Source organism: Streptomyces sp. NPDC046349 (genome assembly GCF_055587885.1).
Genome location: NZ_JBVJFK010000003.1, coordinates 125,923 through 143,250, shown reverse-complemented (window position 1 = coordinate 143,250; position 17,328 = coordinate 125,923). Strand labels below are relative to the sequence as shown.

Sequence of the window (17,328 nt, the reverse complement as noted above, 5' to 3'; positions counted from 1 at the left end):
CGAGGACCAGGAGACCCGCAGCATGACGAACAACCACCGAGCCGATCACCGGATCACGGTGCAGGCACCCGCCCGCACCGTCTACGGCCTGATCGCGGACGTCGAATCGTGGCCGCGGGTCTTCCCCCCGACCGTGCACGTGGACGTCCTCGACCGGACCGCCGGCGAGGAGCGCATCCGTATCTGGGCGACCGCCAACGAAGCCGTCAAGACATGGACCTCGCGCCGCGTCCTCGACCCCGGCGGAATGCGGGTGGGCTTCCGCCAGGAGGTGTCCCAGCCGCCCGTCGCCGCCATGGGCGGCGAATGGAGCGTCGAACCGCTGTCGGACACCGCCTCGCTGGTCCGCCTGACCCACGACTTCCGGGCCGTCGACGACGACCCGGAGGGCGTGGAGTGGATCACCCGCGCCATCGACCGCAACAGCGACGCGGAACTGGACGCGCTCCGGCGGGCCGCCGAGCAGGCCTCCGGCACCGGCGCCGACGACCTGTCGCTCGAGTTCGACGACGTGGTGGAAGTGGCCGGCGATCCCGCCGACGTGTACGACTTCCTCTACGACGCCCGGCGGTGGCATGAGCGGCTGCCCCACGTCAGCCGGGTCGAGCTGGAGGAGAGCACCCCGAACCTCCAGCTGCTGGAGATGGACACGCTCACCCCGAACGGCGCCGTCCACACCACGAAGTCGGTCCGGGTCTGCTTCCCCTCGGCCGCCATCGTCTACAAGCAGCTCAGGACACCCGCCCTGATGACCGTCCACAACGGCCTCTGGCGGATCGCGAAGAGCACCTCCGGCTGCACCGTCACCTCGACGCACACCGTCGTCCTGGACCGGGACGCCGTCGTCCCCGTCCTCGGCGAGGGCGCGACCGTCGGGGACGCGCGCACCTTCGTCCGCGACGCGCTCGGCCGCAACAGCACGGCGACGATGCTGCTCGCCAAGGAGCACGCCGAGCGAGCGGCACGGGAGCGCTGATGCGCGTCCTGTTCACCACCTTCGGCGCGCGCAACCACGTCCACGCACAGGTCGCGCTCGCCTGGGCGCTGCGGGCCGCCGGGCACGAGGTCTGCGTGGCCAGCCACCCCGACCTCGCCGAGGTCATCGCCCGCACCGGCCTGACCGCCGTCCCGGTCGGCCGCGAGCTGGGCGAGGAACGGCTGATGGAGGAGCTGCGGGAACGCGAGGACGCCTCCCGCGAGACCTACGACGAGGACGCCCCGGACGCCCAGATGCTGCTGGCGATGGACGAACTGCGCCCGGAGAAGCTGACGTACGACCACATGCACGGCGTGTTCACCGCGATGACCTCGGCCGTCTTCCAGAACTACTCGTCGGCCGAGATGATCGACGACCTGGTCGGATTCGCCCGCGGCTGGCGCCCCGACCTGGTGATCTGGGATCCCCTGACCTTCGCCGGAGCCGTCGCCGCCCGCGTCACCGGCGCTGCCCACGCCCGGCTGATGTTCGGGCTGGACCTGGTCGGCCGCATGCGCGAGAGCTACCTGGCCCAGGTGCGCCGACGGCCCGCGGCGCTGCGCGAGGACCCCATGCGGGAGTGGCTGGGCCCGGTGATGGAGCGCTACGGCGGAGAGTTCACCGAGGACCTGGTGACCGGCCAGTGGACCGTCGACCCCGTGCCGACCTCCCTGCGTCTGCCGGCGGACCTGCCGTACGTACCGGTGCGCTGCGTCGCCTACAACGGCAGGGGCAGCGTCCCGGACTGGCTGCGCGAGGCGCCCCGGCGGCCCCGGGTGTGCCTGACGCTGGGCGTCTCCCACCGCGAGGTGATGGGCGGCGACCAGGCGTCCGTCGGCGAGCTGATCGAGGCGGTGGCCGGACTGGACGTCGAGGTGGTCGCCACCCTGAACGCCCGCCAGCTGCGCGAGGTCGGCAGCCTCCCGCCCCATGTCCGCGCCGTCGACTTCGTCCCGATGGACGTGCTGCTGCCGACCTGCTCGGCGCTCGTCAGCCACGGCGGGTCCGGCACGGTGCACGCGGCGTTCCTGTACGGCGTCCCGCAGATCCTCGTGCCGGGCACCATGTGGGACAACGCGATCCGCGCCGATCTCGTGCAGCGGTCGGGCGCGGGACTGCGCCTCGACGCGCAGACCCTGACCGCCGCAGCCCTGCGCGACGCGCTCACCCGGGTTCTGGCCGAGCCGTCCTTCACGGCCGGCGCCGAGCGGCTGCGCCGGGAGACCCTCGCCACTCCGTCCCCCCGGGACATCGTCCCACTGCTGGAGTCGCTCACCGCCGAACACCGCGACGACCTTGTGAGGAACCATGTCTGACGCAGCACCCCTGCCCCCGGCCGCACCCCCGGCCCCCCCGCGGTCGGTCGTGGTCACCGGAGGCGGCTCCGGCATCGGCAGGGCGATCGCCCGCGCCTTCGCCGACGAGGGCGCGGCAGTCCTCGTCGTGGGCCGCACCGCCGCCGACCTCGCCGGCACGGCGAAGGGGTACGACACGATCAGGACGCTTGCCGTCGACCTCACCGAGGCCGCGGCGCCCCGGGAGGTCGTGAAGACCGCGGTGCGCGAACTGGGTGGGATCGACGTCCTGGTGAACAACGCCGCGGCCCTGGGCCACCGCGCCCTCGCCGACGTCGACCCGGAGCAGGTGGCCGCCCAGCTCGGCACCAACCTGGCGGTGCCCGTGCTGCTCACCCGGGCCGCGCTCGACGCCCTCGCCGCCGACGGCGGAGGCACCGTGGTCAACATCGGCTCGTCCGGTGCGCGCGGATCCCGGGCCTGGCCGGGCAACAGCGTGTACGGCGCCGCCAAGGCCGCCCTCGACTTCCTCACCCGCAGCTGGGCGGTCGAACTCGCGCCCCGCGGCATCCGGGCCGTCGGCGTCGCCCCCGGGCTGGTCGACTCCGGCTTCGCCGAGCGGGCGGGCATGTCGCCCGAACAGTACGACGGCATGCTCCACCACGTGGGTGCGCTGACGCCCCAGGGCCGTGTCGGCACACCCGAGGAGATCGCCTGGTGGGTCACGCACCTCACCCGGCCCGAGGCCCGCCACCTGACCGGCGCCGTACTGCCGGTCGACGGCGGGCTCTCCCTGACATGAACCGGTACGACCCCCACAGCGGTACGGGACCACAGCAGGCCCCCGGAGAGGCGGAGTTCAGCACATGGTGACCATGAACGAGAGCGAACTGGGCCGTGTGCTGCTCACGCACCGCGGCGTCCAGTGGATCATCGGCACGAAGGACGACCCGTACGCCCTGCTCGTGCGGGCCGCCGGCGACGACCCGCACCGGCTCGGCGAACTGATCCGGGAACGGGGCCCGCTGTACCGGAGCAGTGCCGAGGCCTGGGTGACGGCCCGTCACGAGGTCGCCGCCGCAGCGCTGGCCGACCGGCGGCTGAGCGTCCGCCACCCGGACGCGGACGCGCCCGCCGCGCAGGACGGGGGGGAGCAGCGCGAGCCCATGCCCTGGGAGGTGCCCGCGCTGCGCGAGATCCTCCCCTTCGGCGAGGCCTTCCTGACCGCGGGCCGCGCCGACTGCGAGCGCGTGCGCGAGCTGCTCGAACCCCTGCTCGGCACGCAGGCGCTGGAACGCCGGCGGCCCGCCGCCGAGCAGGCGCTGCGCCGCGCCCTCACCGGGGCGGCCAGCGGCTTCGACCTCCGCACGGAGGTGGCCGACCCGTTCGCCGCCGGGATCGTAGGGGAGCTCCTCGGCGTACCGGAGGAGGAGCACGACCGCTTCGCCGCGCTGTGCCGGGGCGCCGCTGGCCTCCTGGACGCCACGGTGTGCTCGCCGCACCTGCGGACGGCACGCGAGATGATCGCCTCCGTCGAGGGCATGCGCTCCCTGCTCGGCGACCTGATCGCGCAGCGGCGCGAGAAGCCCGGGGACGACGTCGTCAGCGCCCTGCTGGCGGCGACCCACGAGGACGAGGTGCGGTCGGTGTGCACCCTGCTGGCCCTCGTCGGGACCGAGCTGTCCGCCACCCTGTTCTGCGACGCGGTGGCGGAGCTGCTCGACCACCCCGCGCAGTGGCGGGCGCTGTGCGAGGAGCCCGCATTCGCTGCGGCGGTGGTCGAGGAGACCCTGCGCCACGCCCCGCCCGTCCGGCTCGTCCCCCTGTACGCGCTGGAGGACCTCGAACTGGCCGGGACGCCCGTCCCGGCCGGCGGCCAGGTCGTGGTGGCGGTCGAGGCGGCCGGCCGGGACTCTGCCGTGCACGAGGAGCCGGCCGCCTTCGACCCGGCCCGGGAACGGACCGCGCAGCCCCTGGTGTTCGCCGAGGGCCTGCCCACGTCGCTGGCGGCCCCGACGGCGCGGTTCCTCGCGGAAGCCGGGCTCCGCGGGCTCGCGGCCGAGGCCCCGGGCTTGCGTCCGGCCGGTCCGGCCCTGCGGCGCCTGCGGTCCGGTGTCACCGGGGCGGTCATCGAGATGCCCGTGGCCCGCTGAACCGATCCTCACGGTGCGTCACGACCCCTTTGGTCATGCGACTTGTACGGGTCGTAGTAGAGATACTATCTTTGATCTAACAGGTCTGATCGAAAGGTAGGGGCCTATGGCGGAGTTAAGTGATCTGCGCGAGGCGGACCGGGCTGCGGGAGGACCGGACGGCTCGGCAGGCGAACGAGTGATCGACATCCGCGGACTGCGTATGCGGTACGGGTCCAAAGACGTTCTCAACGGGGTCGACTTCAGTGTCCGCCGGGGTGAGGTGCTCGCTCTGCTCGGCCCGAACGGCGCCGGGAAGACGACGACCATCGAGATCATGGAGGGGTTCCGGACGCGCTCGGCGGGTGAGGTCAGCGTGCTCGGCGTCGATCCGGCCAAGGGCGACGAGGAGTGGCGCGCCAGGCTGGGCGTCGTACTCCAGTCATGGCGAGACCACGGCAAGTGGAAGGTCCGGGAACTGCTGGCCCAGCTGGGGGACTTCTACCGGCCCTACTCCACGGCCGAGCGGCCGCGGCCCCGCGACGTGGACGAGCTGATCTCCATGGTCAGCCTGGAGGAGCAGGCGGACCAGAAGATCGGGTCCCTCTCGGGCGGCCAGCGCCGCCGGCTCGACGTCGCGATCGGCATCGTGGGCCGCCCGGAGGTGCTGTTCCTCGACGAGCCCACCGTCGGGTTCGACCCCAAGGCGCGCCGCGACTTCCACGACGTGGTGCACCGGCTCTCCGACCTGGAGGACACCACGATCCTGCTCACCACGCACGACCTGGACGAGGCCGAGAAGCTGTCCGACCGCATCCTGATCCTCGCCGGGGGCCAGATCGTCGCGGACGGCAGCGCCGACCAGCTCGCCCGGCAGACGTCGGGGAAGGCGGAGGTCCGCTGGAGCCTGAGCGGTGAGCAGTTCGTCCACGCCACGCCCGACGCCAGCACGTTCGTCCACGAGCTGTTCAAGCAGCACGGGGACCGGGTCCGCGACCTGGAGGTGCGCCGGGCCAGCCTGGAGGACACGTACATGACCATGGTCCGCCAGCACGAGGCCGGCCGGTCCGAAGAGGCGATCGCCGCGTTCCGGGAGGCAGGCCGATGAATCCCACCCTGTACGCCGTGCGACTCGGCCTGCGCCGCGGCTGGACCGAGTTCAGGCAGAGCGTGACGTCGCCGGGCGACATCATCTACTACCTCTTCCTCGGGGGCGTCTTCCTCGGGGTGCTGTTCTTCATGCGGAACTCGACCGTGGAGGGCACCGACCTGTCGCTGGCGACGCTGACCATGCCGAGCATGATCGGCGGCCTGCTCGCCTTCCAGGCCCTGGGCGGAGCGGCGTTCGCGCTGGCGGCCGAGCGGGAGGACGGCACGCTGCTGCGGGCCAGGACCGTCCCGCAGGGGCTCGTGGGCTACATCGCCGGCCGGGTGCTGGGCATCGCGCTGAGCACCCTGCTCACCCTGGTCATCATCCTGGTCCCCAGCGTGTTCCTCTTCGACGACCTGATGACCGGGGACCTCGTCAAGTGGCTGAACCTGGTGTGGGTGCTGGCCCTGGGGCTCCTCGCCACCCTGCCGATCGGCCTGATCATCGGCGCGATGGTGAAGAACCCGCGCGGCGCCAACACGTGGGGGATCTTCCCGACGATGGGCCTGATGGCGATCTCGGGTATTTTCTACCCGATCACCTCGCTCGCGGGCTGGCTCCAGGGCATTGCGCAGCTGTTCCCCGTGTACTGGGTAGGCCTGGGCACCCGTGCCGCGCTGCTGCCCGACGCGGCGGTCGCGGTCGAGCTCGGCGACTCCTGGCGCAGGCCCATGACCGCGGTCGTGCTGCTCGCCTGGGCCGTCGTCGCCCTGGTGATCGCACCGAGGGTCCTGGGCCGTACGGTGCGCGGCGAGACGGGTTCGAAGGTCGAGGCCCGACAACAGGAGGCATTGAAGCGCGTTGGGTGACAAGGAAACCGGCGCCAAGCGCGCGTCGGCGCGCCGGGGCACGTCGGCGGCGGAGCCGGAGAACGGGGCGGTGGCCCCGCGGTCCGGCTCCGGCACCGACACGCCCGCGGCGGGCTGGCGTTCGACCGGCGAGCAGGGCCGTCCGCGCGGCGGCGCCGCGAACGAGACGGTGCACAACCGCATCGCCGTGCTGCGGGTCGAGCGCGCCATCACGCGCAGGCAGCTCGCCGACGCCCTCGGGGTGCACTACCAGACGGTGGGCTACCTGGAGCGCGGCGAGTACAGCCCCAGCCTGCACCTCGCCCTGAGGATCGCGGAGTACTTCGAGGTACCGGTCGAGGTGATCTTCTCGACCACCCCGTTCCCCCGGATCGGGAGCACTCCGCCCGCATAGGCGGCGGCGCACCGCGGCCGTCGGGGCACAGACACCCCGACGGCCGCGGTGCACGGGGCCGCGCCGGGCCGTCTCCTCCGGACCCTGCCGCGCCCGCGCCGCCCGGCACCGCACCTCGCCGCGTGGCCGGGTCGCCCGAGTACGTCCCGTACACGGGAGCCCCTCCGCCCTGCGATGCACGGCACCGGACGACGAGGGGCTCAACCGACAGGATCCGGGAGAGACGACCTAGCGCGACCGGTGTTCGGCGGTGAGCCGCTCCAGGACCGGGACGATGTCGGCGGGCGACGGCGTGGCGACGACCTCCCGGCGGAGGCGGTCGGCGCCGGCACGGAACGACGGCTCCTCCAGCACTCGGACCAGGGCGGCGCGCAGCCCCTCGGGCGTCAGCTCCTCCGGATCGATGCACAGCCCGGCGCCCGCGTCGCGCACCCGGTGCGCCTTGGGGACGTTGCACCACATCTTGGCCGGCACGACCACCTGGGGCACGCCGTGCGCCAGCGCGGTCTGGAGGGTGCCCGACCCCCCGTGGTGCACGATCGCCGCGCTGGACGGCAGCAGCGAGTCCAGCGGTGCGAAGTCGACCACCCGCACGTTGTCCGGTACGCGCCGGCCCGGATCGAGCTGGTCCGCGGTGAACGTCGCGACCACGTCGACGTCCAGGTCCGCCACCGCCTCCAGCAGGTCGCCGACCGACGTCCGGTCGGCGCCTACCACCTCGCGGAACGACCTGCCCAGGGTCAGGCAGACACGGGGCCGCCGGGGCGGCGGCTCCCGCAGCCAGTGGGGGACCTGCGCCTCGCCGTTGTACGGCACGTAGCGCACCGGCACGGACGGCAGGTCGACCGGCAGCCGCAGCGACGGCGGAACGGGATCGATGGTCCACTGCCCCACGACCAGGTCCTCGGTGAACTCCCGGCCGTACCGCCGCAGGATCCGGTCCATCCACTCCTCCAGCGGATCCTCCCGCAGCGCCGGCGGCAGGGCGGCCAGCCCCCGCAGGTAGTGCTGGCGCATCAGCCCGACCAGGTCCAGCCCGAACATCAGCCGCGCGTGCGCCGCGCCGCTGATCCGCGCCGCGAGCGCGCCGGGGTAGTACATGGTGTCCCAGACGACCAGGTCGGGCCGCCAGGAACGGGCGAAGTCGATCAGTTCCCCGGTGGTGTCGTCCGGCAAGGTGTTCTGGTAGACGAACGAGGTCCACGCGGTGAGCACCCCGTGGACATAGGGAAGGGTCAATTTCTCCGGCCGCGTCTCGCTGATGTCGAGGACGTCCAGCCAGGCTTCGTCACGTATCTCGTCGGGCTCGTCGGTGTACTCCGGATTCATCGTGGCCGCGACGTCGAGGACCCCGCCGACCGCGACCGCGGTCAGGCCGGCGTTGTTGATGTCCTCGACCACGTCCGGCCGGGTGGCGACACGGACCTCGTGTCCCGCGGCCCGCATCGCCCACGCCAGGGGTACCTGGGTGTGGACGTGGGTGCTCGCCGGGAACGGCGTGAACAGCACTCGCATGGGAGGTCACCCTGCCCGTGCCCGTTCGTACCGCACTCGAGGATTCCCGCAGCCCCGCACGAGCCCGCGCCGACGGGCCTCCAGCGAACTTCGAAGCCCACCGGCGAGTCTCGGCCCCGGGCAACGGAGGTCCGACAGGACGGCCGCCACCGAAGCGGGAGAAGACGATGGCCACAGCTGACACGGAAGTCGACGTACTGGTGGTGGGCGCGGGCCTGGGCGGCCTGTCCACGACGATGTTCCTCGCCCGCCTGGGCGTGCCGGTGCTCATGGCCGAGAAGCATCCGACGACGTCGATCCACCCCAGAGCGATCGGCCAGAACCCGCGCACCATGGAACTGCTGCGGCTCGGCGGGATCGCCGAGCAGGTGCAGGACGCCACCGACCACCGCGGGGCCAAGGGCCACTTCACGACCAGGGTCGCCGAGACCGTGCGGGGCGAGGTGCTCGGCACCTTCGAGGAGGGATTCGACAACCTCGTCGCCACGACCGAACCCTGTTCCCCGATGGCATGGGCGCTGGCCTGGCAGGACCAGCTGGAGCCGCTGATGCTGGACCGGGCCCGCCGGGACGGGGCGCAGATCCGGTTCGCCGCCGCTCTGCTCTCCTACGAACAGGACGCGGACGGGGTGACCGCGGTGCTCCGCGACCGCGAGAGCGGGACGCGGACCACCGTGCGTGCGCGCTACCTGGTGGCCGCGGACGGCGACCGCAGCCCCATCAGGGAAGGGCTCGGCATCGCCCGCCGGGGCCACGGCTCGCTGTCCCACGTGGTCGGCATGATCTTCGAAGCCGACCTGTCCGAGGTGCTCACCTCGGACACGTCCGGGCTGTACTACCTGCGCAACCCCGCCTTCAGCGGGATCTTCATCGGCAGCAACCGCCCCGAGCGGCACACCTTCCTGGTCGAGTACGACCCCGAACGCGGCGAGTCCGCCGAGGACTTCACCCCCGACCGCTGCCTCGAACTGATCCGCGCCGGCCTGGACGCACCCGACCTGGAGCCCAAGGTGCTGGACGTCCAGCGCTGGGAGATGGCGGCCCGCATCGCCGAACGCTGGCGCGCCGGAAGGGTGTTCCTGGTCGGCGACTCCGCCAAGGTCGTGCCCCCCACCGGCGGGCTCGGCGGCAACACGGCCATCGGCGACGGGTACGACCTGGCCTGGAAGCTGTCCGCCGTCCTCACCGGTCAGGCCGGCCCCGGACTGCTGGACAGCTACGAGCCCGAGCGCAGCCTCGTGGCCCGGCTCGTGATGGACGAGTCCATGTCCCTCTACGCCTCCCGGCTCGCCCCGCACCTGCAGGACCGGATGGCGGAGCCCGTCGGCTACGCCGAGGCGATCCTCGGCTTCCGCTACCGCTCGGACGCCGTCCTCATCGACGACGACGACCCCGCCCGGGTCGAGTCCCCGGCCCGGCCCACCGGAAGGCCCGGCTTCCGGATGCCGCACGTGTGGGTGCGCAGGGCGGGGAGGCGGATCTCCACCGTGGACCTCTTCGGCTCCGGCTGGCTGCTCATGACCGGCGCGGACGGCGCCGGCTGGACCCAATGGGCCCGCAGCGCGAGCAGGGAACTCGGCGTCCCCGTCGAGGTCCACGGCCCCACCACCGGTCTCGACGACCCCGACGGCGAACTCGCCGAACGGTTCGGCATCGGCACCGGCGGCGCCAGCCTCGTCCGGCCCGACGGCGTCGTCGCCTGGCGCACCGCCACCCGGCCGGACGACCCCGCCGCCGCCCTGCGCGACGCGCTCACCCGGGTCCTGTCCCGCTGAACGGGACCACCCCGCACCCCACCACCACGACGAAGGAGCGAACACGCCATGACGGCCCGAAGCGCCCCGGTCACGGCCGGCGCCCTCACCGACGAGGCCCGCCGCCACTACCAGGAGAACGGATTCGTCCGCATTCCCCAGGTCCTCACCGCCTCCGAGGTCGAGCGGTTCAGGGCCGCCTCCGAGGAAGTGATCGCCCAGCACGGACCGGAGATCTGGGGCGCCGGCGAGGACCAGGTGCAGGTGCACTTCGTCGCCCAGGCCTGGCTCAAGCACGAGGCGCTGCGCGACCTCGCGCTGCACCCGGCGATCACCGCCATCGCCAAGGGCCTCGCCGGCGGCCCCCTGCGCCTCTACAGCACGGACATCCTCCTCAAGTCCGGCCGCGAAACCCTCGACACACTGCCCACGATCGTCCACGACGACGAGACGGGCCTCCCGCTGCACGGCATCGACCGCACCCTCACCGCCTGGGTCGCGCTGGTCGACGTACCGGCCGAGAGCGGCTGCCTCAGCTACCTGCCCGGATCCCACCTGCGCGACGCCGCCCACCGGCAGATCCACATGACCAGCTTCGCCGAGTACCGGCCCATCGCCGACATCTGGCCGGACTACGACTGGCAGCCGCGGATCACCGTGCCGCTGAAGGCCGGTGACGTCGCCTTCCACCACTGCCGCACCGTCCACATGGCCGGGGCGAACCTGACCGACAACCCCCGGATGGGCCACGGCATCGTCTACATGGACGACGGCAGCACCTACTGGCCCGGTACCGAGGACGCCCACATCTCCCACATGGCCCCCGGGGACCCGCTGGACAACGAGAAGTTCCCCCTCATCTAGAGGAGACCGTCGAAGGTGAGCGTCATGCACGGCACATGGAACCGCACGGACATCGGAGAGCTGGGCAGACGGCTCCAGCGGGCCCACGGGGAGGTGTGGCTGCACCAGGTCAAGGGCGATCCGTACGCCGACCTCCTGCGCGGCCACGCCGAGGACCCCCGTCCGGCCCAGGAGCGCATCCGCGCGCTCGGCCCGCTGTGGCGCAGCACCACGGGCGCCTGGGTGACGGCGGACCACCGGCTCTCCGGGGAACTCCTGGGCCCGGGGTGGCCGCACCGCCCCCTGACGGACGACGAGGCCCACGTACCGGTGGACGACGCCGGGCTCGGCGGGGACGCCGCGCACTACGAGCGGCTGCGCGGGTACGCACGGGACGCCGTGACCACCGCCGCCGTGCAAACGGTGTCCGAGCGGGTGGTCGGCTCCCTGGCCGCGGACTTCGACCTGGTCACCGACCTCGCGGAGGCCGTTCCCACCGACCTGCTCGCCGCGGCCTTCGGGCCGGCCGGCGCGGACCGCGGGGAACTGGCCCGGGCCTGCACCGCCGCGGGGGTCGTCCTCGACGGCACGCTGTGCCCGCAGCGCCTGGAGGTGACCCGGCGGGCCGCGGCCGCCGTCGGCCGGCTGCGCGAGCTCCTCGCGGGCCCCGAAGCCGGACCGGGGCCCGGCGCGCACGAGACCGCGGTCCTGCTGGCCACCGCCGGGGTGCGCACCGCGGCGAGCCTGATCGCCGGCTCCGTGCTCGCGGTGGCCGACCACCCCGAGGAGTGGTCGCGCGTCGCCGGGGACCCCGGCCACGCGGCCCTCGTCGTCGCCGAGGTCCTGCGCCACGACCCCCCGGTACGGATGCATCCGGCGGTCGCCCTCGCCGACGCCGAGTTCGCCGGACAGCACGTGCGGGCGGGGGAGCGCGTGGTGGTGCTCGTCGCCGCGGCGAACCGCGACCCCGAGGTCTTCGACGAACCCGACCGGTTCGTCACCGGCCGCCCGGCCGAAGCACTGGTCCCCGCCCTCCACCACCGGGTGACCCTGCCCTTCGCCCGCGCCCAGGCGGAAGCGGTCCTGCGCGCACTGGTGGCGGCCGGCCCGCGCCCGCGCCGCACGGCCGGCCACCTGCGCAGCCGCCGCTCACCCGTGACGGGACACCTGCTCGGCTGCCCGCTCACCACCGGCTGACCGGCGCCCACAGAAAGGAACCCGGCGATGAGAGTCCTGTTCACGTCGATCGAGGGCAACCACTTCCAGCAGATGGTTCCGCTGGCCTGGGCCCTGCGCACGGCGGGCCACGAGGTACGGGCGGCCTGCAACGAAAGCCTCGTAGACACGGTCACCCAGACCGGCCTGACCGCCGTACCGATCAAGTCGCCCACCCTCTGGGAACAGCTCGACGGCTTCCAGAAGGAGGCGATCTCCCTCTTCAACGAGATCGGCACCAGCAAGCAGGACCCCTCCAAGGCGACCTGGGAGGACCACCTCTCCTACGAGAACATGGTCGTCCCCGCCCTCTACCAGCCGCTCAACAACGACGCGCAGATCGACCAGCTCGTCGCGGCGGCCCGCAGCTGGCAGCCCGACCTGGTCGTCTGGGAGAGCTTCTCGATCGCCGGGGCCGTCGTCGCCGCCGCGACCGGCGCCGCCCACGCCCGCCTGGTGTCCGGACCCGAGCTCGCCCTGCAGATGGTCACCCGCGGACACTTCGTACGCCACCGGGACCTGCAGCCCGAGCCGCTGCGCGAGGACCCGACGGCCGAGTGGATCGACCGGACCCTCGAACGCCTCGGCAGCGACCGGCGGTTCGACGAGACCATGCTGACGGGCCAGTGGGTCGTCGACACCCGCCCCGCGAGCCTGCGCCAGGAGCTCGACCTGCCGACCGTCCCGATGCGCTACGTCCCCTACAACGGGCGCTGCGTGGTACCCGGGTGGCTCAACGAACCGGTGGAGCGCCGCCGGGTGTGCATCACCCTCGGCACGTCCATCACCAGCGAGGAGTCCGAGCGGTTCCGGCTGGGCGAGACCCTCGAGGCCCTCTTCCGGAGCCTGGCCGGACTCGACGTCGAGATCATCGCCGCCCTCGACCCGGCACAGCGCGGCGCCCTGCCCGACCTGCCGGACAACATCCGCACCACCGACTTCGTCCCGCTCAACGAACTGGCACCGTCGTGCTCGGTCATCGTGCACCACGCCGGCTACCAGACGAAGGCCACAGCGGACCTGCACGGCGTCCCCCAGGTCGTCATCGTCGGCTACGAGTGGGTGAGCGAGGACATGGGCGAGGAGTACGAGAGGTCCGGCACCACCCTGGCCGTCTCCGCACGCGACCTCACCGCCGAGGTACTCCGCGAGAAGATCCTGCGGCTGCTCGACGAGCCCTCCTACACCGAACGGGCCGGCGCGCTCCGTGACGAGATCCGCGCCATGCCGACGCCCAACGAGGTCGTGCCCGTCCTCGAGGCGATGACCAGGGAGCACCGGCGCCGCGGATGACCGGTCCACCGGCCCGCCAACCGGTGGACCAGTGCTCCTCGTGCGCCCCTCGAGACCGGTCCCGCAGATTCGATGCCATGCCGAATCCGTGGGATCTCCCCGACGAACTGCCCACCGACCTTCCCGTCTCCCGCTGCGAACTGCCCGACGGCCGCGTGCTGTCGGCGGTGCAGGAAGCGGAGGCGCACACCCTCTGGGAGGAGATCAGCAGCGCCGCCCCCTACCGGAAGGCGGCCGAGGGCCTCCGCCCCGGCGAGGCCGTCATCGACGTGGGCGCCCACATCGGGCTGGCGTCCCTGCTCTTCGGCGGGCTGGCCCCGGGGAGCCGCGTGCTCGCCTTCGAACCCGCCCCGAAGGCCTACACCTGTCTGGAGGACAACCTCGCCCGCCACCTGCCGGGGGCGACCGCCTTCCGGCAGGCGCTGGGAGCCGCGCCCGGCACGTCCGAACTGACCTACCGGCCCTACGTGGCCTCCGCCTCGACCCTGTACGACGACGCCGAGGACGACGCCCGCAACCTCGAAGCGCACCTCGACAACATCGGCGCCGACGAGCAGACCAGGGAGGTCGTGCGGCGCACCTTCAACGTGAGCCAGCGGGTCACCGTCGAGGTGACCACCCTGGCCGCCGTCATGGCGGAGCACGGCGTCGACCGGGTGGGCCTGCTCAAGATCGATGTCGAACGCGGTGAACTCGACGTCCTCGACGGCATCGACCAGGGCTGCTGGCCCCGTATCCGGCGGGTCCTCCTCGAGGTCCACGACATCGACGGCCGGCTCGGCCGGGTCGTCTCACGGCTGTCCGGACTCGGTTTCCACGCCACGGTCTCCCAGTGGGGGGTCTACGTCGGCGGCAGTGTCCACCTGGTGCTGGCGGAGCGGGACTGACATGCCGAGGAGGAAGGGCCGATGAGCGACGGCGCTCCGCGTCCGTCCGGATCCGGGGCGACGGCGGACCGCGCCCTCGCCCCCGATCTCGCCCGGGGCATGATGCTGCTGATCGTCGCCCTGGTGCACGCCCACATGTTCGTCAGCGGGAGCGCCACCGTGATCCGGGGCTATCCGCCGGTCGCCGGCTCGCCCGCGGACGCAGCCACGGCGGGGGTGCTCACGGTGCTGGCCGACAGCCGCAGCTTCCCCATGTTCGCCCTGCTGTTCGGCTACGGCACAGGCCGGATCCTCGCGCGCGAGAGGGAACGGGGGCGGGACGGACCCGGTGCGCGCCGGGTGCTGCGGCGACGCGCCCGCCGACTGCTGCTGTTCGGGGCCGTCCACGCGCTGCTGCTGTTCGCCGGGGACGTCCTGGGCGCCTACGGACTGCTCGCCCTGGTCGCCGTCGGCCTGACGGACGCCCGTGACCGCATCCTGTTCACGGTGGCGGGCGCCGGTGTCGCCGTGGGGACGGTGCTGTACGCGAGCATGCTGGCCGCGGGGGTCTCCGGCGACCCGGACGACACCGCGGCGGCGATGTTCCTCGCCGCCGACCCGGTGTCCGACGCGGCGTACCGCATCGGCACCTGGGTGATCACCACACCGCTGTTCGCCGTCATGTCGCTCGGCCCGTTCCTCATCGGTGCGCACGCGGCCCGCCGGCGGATCCTGGAGGAGCCGGGCCGCCACCGGGTCCTGCTGCGCCGGGTGGCGGTGACGGGCACCGCCCTGAGCGTCGCCGGAGGCCTGCCGCTGGCGCTGGTCACCTCCGGGGTGTGGACCACCGCACCCTCCGACGTGACCTGGGGGCTCAGCGCCCTGCACGTACTGACGGGGTACGCGGGAGGCTGCGGCCTCGCCGCGGCGGTGGCCCTGCTCGCGCTGCGCCTGAAGGGCCGGCGGAGCAGGGCCGCGACCGCCGTCGCCGCCTGCGGCCGGCGCTCGATGAGCGCCTACGTCTGGCAGTCGGTCGTCTGGCTCGTGCTGTTCGCCCCGTACGCCTTCGGGCTCGGCGACCGCGTGGGCGTGCTCGGGTCCGCGCTCGTCGCCCTCGGCGCTTGGGGAACCGGTGTGCTGCTCGCCGAGCTGCTGCGCCGAAGGGGCCGGCGCGGGCCCGCCGAGGCGCTGCTGGCCAGGGGCACCCGCCGGACCCGGCCGGCGGCCGCCGCCGCTCCGGAGCGCGAGAGCGCGGTGCGCGAGGTCAACGGGCCACCGTCGCCGTGACATAGCGCACCGGCGTCTCGATCGACAGGGGCCCGCCGTCGTGGCGCATCTCGTCCAGGGCCCCGGTGAGCCGGACCCGCAGACGCTCCCGGTCGTCGTCGGGCAGGTGCTCCCACAGCAGACGCATGCCCTGGGTGTGGGACCACGCAACCCAGGCCTCGCCGGACGGGGCCACGAGGTCGACCGGCTCGTCGGTGACCTCCACCGCGTGGAAACCCGCGGCCTCCAGGGCCCGGCGCAGGTCGGCCTCCTTCGCCAGCCAGCTGTTGAAGCGCTTCTGGAGTTCCTCCGGCCGCCACTGCGGCGGCAGGTTCTCCAGGAGCGAGCGCGGGATGAGTTCGGTGAAGACGGGCGGGAGGAAGGGGAAGGTGTCGTCGTCGAACACCGGGCTCGTGAAGGCGATGCGCCCGCCGTCGGCGAGCAGTTCGGCGTAGCGCGGCAGGGCGGCCCGGGCATCCGGGAAGAAGATCAGGCTGTAGCTGCCGGTGACGACGTCGAAGGAGCGGGCCGGCAGATCGGGGCACTCCCCGTCCATCACGCGCAGCTCGACGTTGGCGACGCCGAGGTCGGCGGCCTCCTTGCGCGCCTCCTCGATCATGGCCGGGGCGATGTCGATGCCGAGGACGCGGCCCCGGTCGCCGACGAGCGCGGCGGCGTGGAAGAGGCACGCCCCCCGCCCGCAGCCGACGTCCAGCACACGCTGTCCGGGCTGCGGCGCGGCCCGTTCGACGAGGCGCCGCCCCATGGGGGTGAAGAAGGTGACCCCCATCCGGTCGTAGGACCCGGCGGCGCGGTCGAAGGCGGCCGTGACATGGGCCTTGTAGGTTGTCTTGTCCACGTGCGTCGCTCCCAGGAGTGGTCGGCGTGTCCGGCCCACCATCGTCCGGCCGGCACCTGCGAAAGCACTCGAGGGCAGATGGACCGGGCCCCGCCGCGGTCCCGGCCGGGGCCCGCGGCGTCCAGCCGTCGTTGAGGCGCGTACGAGACCCCGCGGCCATCATCGTCAGCAGCACGACGGCCCGGTGGAGACCCCCGATCCTGGCACGCCGGACACGGGACCCAGGCGCTCACGGGCCACAGACCGCACATCACCGCATTGAATGGGAGTCCGGCATGGTTTCCTCCATGGAGTCGCGGAAACTCTCCGTCGAGGGCGCAATCGAATTCACCCCGCGCGTGTTCGACGACGAGCGCGGCATTTTCCTGTCGCCCTACCAGGAGTCGGCGTTCTCCGACGCCACCGGCGGTCACACGCTTTTCCGCGTGGCCCAGACCAATCACAGCAGGTCACGTAAGGGCGTGGTGCGCGGACTGCACTACACGCTGACACCGCCGGGCTGTGCCAAGTACGTCTACTGCGCGCGCGGCAGGACGCTCGACATAGCGGTGGACGTCCGGGTCGGCTCGCCCACGTTCGGCAAGTGGGACGCCGTACTGCTGGACACCGAGGTTTTCCGCTCCGTGTACTTCCCGGTCGGCGTGGCCCACGGCTTCGTCGCACTGGAGGACGACACCGTGGTGTCCTACCTGCTCTCCGGGGAGTACGTCCCGGAGCACGAGCTGGCGCTGTCGATCCTCGACCCGGACCTCGCCCTGCCCATCCCCGGCGACATCGAGCCCGTCCTCTCCGAGCGCGACCTCGCGGCGCCCACCCTGGAGAAGGCCGCGTCGGACGGCCTGCTGCCCGACTACGCCGAGTGCCTGGCGATCGACCGGGCCCTGCGCCCCGCCTGATCGGCGGCGGTACGACGCGTGGGGGCGGCCCACCGGGAATCCGGTGGGCCGCCCCCATGGGTAGC

At 72.9% G+C, this 17,328-nt stretch carries 16 protein-coding genes; 14 read left to right on the top strand and 2 right to left on the bottom strand.

The window, feature by feature from the left end; translation table 11 throughout:
• The first annotated feature begins 22 nt into the window (after window positions 1-22).
• The 7 genes from ACZ6JS_RS07830 to ACZ6JS_RS07800 all read left to right on the top strand — a co-directional run bounded on the left by ACZ6JS_RS07830 (window position 23) and on the right by ACZ6JS_RS07800 (window position 6,756).
• Entirely contained in the window at window positions 23-976 is a 954-nt protein-coding gene (locus ACZ6JS_RS07830) for an aromatase/cyclase (RefSeq protein ID WP_469296648.1), read from the top strand.
• Window positions 976-2,292: an activator-dependent family glycosyltransferase gene (locus ACZ6JS_RS07825; protein ID WP_469296646.1), complete on the top strand. Its 1,317-nt coding sequence runs from the start codon at window positions 976-978 to the stop codon at window positions 2,290-2,292. Before ACZ6JS_RS07830 ends, ACZ6JS_RS07825 begins: the two co-directional genes overlap by 1 nt.
• The gene (locus ACZ6JS_RS07820) at window positions 2,285-3,073 is read left to right on the top strand and encodes an SDR family NAD(P)-dependent oxidoreductase (protein ID WP_469296645.1); all 789 of its coding nucleotides are present in this window, start codon (window positions 2,285-2,287) and stop codon (window positions 3,071-3,073) included. Before ACZ6JS_RS07825 ends, ACZ6JS_RS07820 begins: the two co-directional genes overlap by 8 nt.
• Before the next feature lie 64 nt (window positions 3,074-3,137).
• Window positions 3,138-4,424, top strand: a complete 1,287-nt coding sequence (locus ACZ6JS_RS07815) for a cytochrome P450 family protein (RefSeq protein ID WP_469296643.1) — start codon at window positions 3,138-3,140, stop codon at window positions 4,422-4,424.
• Between the two features lie 202 nt (window positions 4,425-4,626).
• The gene (locus ACZ6JS_RS07810) at window positions 4,627-5,511 is read left to right on the top strand and encodes an ABC transporter ATP-binding protein (RefSeq protein WP_107056739.1); all 885 of its coding nucleotides are present in this window, start codon (window positions 4,627-4,629) and stop codon (window positions 5,509-5,511) included.
• Window positions 5,508-6,362 (top strand): ABC transporter permease, encoded by an 855-nt coding sequence (locus ACZ6JS_RS07805; RefSeq protein WP_469296642.1) that lies wholly within the window; start codon window positions 5,508-5,510, stop codon window positions 6,360-6,362. The genes ACZ6JS_RS07810 and ACZ6JS_RS07805 overlap by 4 nt, the downstream gene beginning before the upstream one ends.
• Window positions 6,355-6,756 carry a helix-turn-helix transcriptional regulator gene (locus ACZ6JS_RS07800; protein WP_469296640.1) on the top strand — a complete coding sequence of 134 codons (402 nt, stop codon included), beginning with the start codon at window positions 6,355-6,357 and terminating at the stop codon, window positions 6,754-6,756. Before ACZ6JS_RS07805 ends, ACZ6JS_RS07800 begins: the two co-directional genes overlap by 8 nt.
• Before the next feature lie 228 nt (window positions 6,757-6,984).
• Here the strand turns inward: ACZ6JS_RS07800 and ACZ6JS_RS07795 are convergent, their stop codons facing one another.
• Window positions 6,985-8,271 (bottom strand): activator-dependent family glycosyltransferase, encoded by a 1,287-nt coding sequence (locus ACZ6JS_RS07795; protein ID WP_469296639.1) that lies wholly within the window; start codon window positions 8,269-8,271, stop codon window positions 6,985-6,987.
• A gap of 167 nt (window positions 8,272-8,438) precedes the next feature.
• Between ACZ6JS_RS07795 and rdmE the strand changes: the two genes are divergently transcribed.
• From rdmE to ACZ6JS_RS07765, 6 genes are all read left to right on the top strand, one after another.
• A complete protein-coding gene (gene rdmE, locus ACZ6JS_RS07790; RefSeq protein WP_469296637.1) occupies window positions 8,439-10,046 on the top strand; it encodes an aklavinone 12-hydroxylase RdmE in 1,608 nt (535 codons plus the stop codon).
• A 48-nt stretch (window positions 10,047-10,094) separates the two neighbouring features.
• A complete protein-coding gene (locus tag ACZ6JS_RS07785; RefSeq protein WP_469296635.1) occupies window positions 10,095-10,889 on the top strand; it encodes a phytanoyl-CoA dioxygenase family protein in 795 nt (264 codons plus the stop codon).
• A gap of 24 nt (window positions 10,890-10,913) precedes the next feature.
• Window positions 10,914-12,065 carry a cytochrome P450 family protein gene (locus ACZ6JS_RS07780; RefSeq protein ID WP_469296633.1) on the top strand — a complete coding sequence of 384 codons (1,152 nt, stop codon included), beginning with the start codon at window positions 10,914-10,916 and terminating at the stop codon, window positions 12,063-12,065.
• 27 nt (window positions 12,066-12,092) lie between these two features.
• Window positions 12,093-13,376 (top strand): activator-dependent family glycosyltransferase, encoded by a 1,284-nt coding sequence (locus ACZ6JS_RS07775; protein WP_469296631.1) that lies wholly within the window; start codon window positions 12,093-12,095, stop codon window positions 13,374-13,376.
• A 77-nt stretch (window positions 13,377-13,453) separates the two neighbouring features.
• Window positions 13,454-14,263, top strand: a complete 810-nt coding sequence (locus tag ACZ6JS_RS07770) for an FkbM family methyltransferase (protein WP_469296629.1) — start codon at window positions 13,454-13,456, stop codon at window positions 14,261-14,263.
• A 21-nt stretch (window positions 14,264-14,284) separates the two neighbouring features.
• Window positions 14,285-15,529: a DUF418 domain-containing protein gene (locus ACZ6JS_RS07765; protein ID WP_469296627.1), complete on the top strand. Its 1,245-nt coding sequence runs from the start codon at window positions 14,285-14,287 to the stop codon at window positions 15,527-15,529.
• On the opposite strand, the gene ACZ6JS_RS07760 is transcribed toward ACZ6JS_RS07765, so the two are convergent.
• Entirely contained in the window at window positions 15,507-16,367 is an 861-nt protein-coding gene (locus ACZ6JS_RS07760; RefSeq protein ID WP_469296625.1) for a class I SAM-dependent methyltransferase, read from the bottom strand. The two genes, ACZ6JS_RS07765 and ACZ6JS_RS07760, sit on opposite strands and share 23 nt — an antisense overlap.
• A 287-nt stretch (window positions 16,368-16,654) precedes the next feature.
• Between ACZ6JS_RS07760 and ACZ6JS_RS07755 the strand changes: the two genes are divergently transcribed.
• The gene (locus ACZ6JS_RS07755; protein ID WP_136231075.1) at window positions 16,655-17,263 is read left to right on the top strand and encodes a dTDP-4-dehydrorhamnose 3,5-epimerase family protein; all 609 of its coding nucleotides are present in this window, start codon (window positions 16,655-16,657) and stop codon (window positions 17,261-17,263) included.
• Window positions 17,264-17,328: the final 65 nt, after the last annotated feature.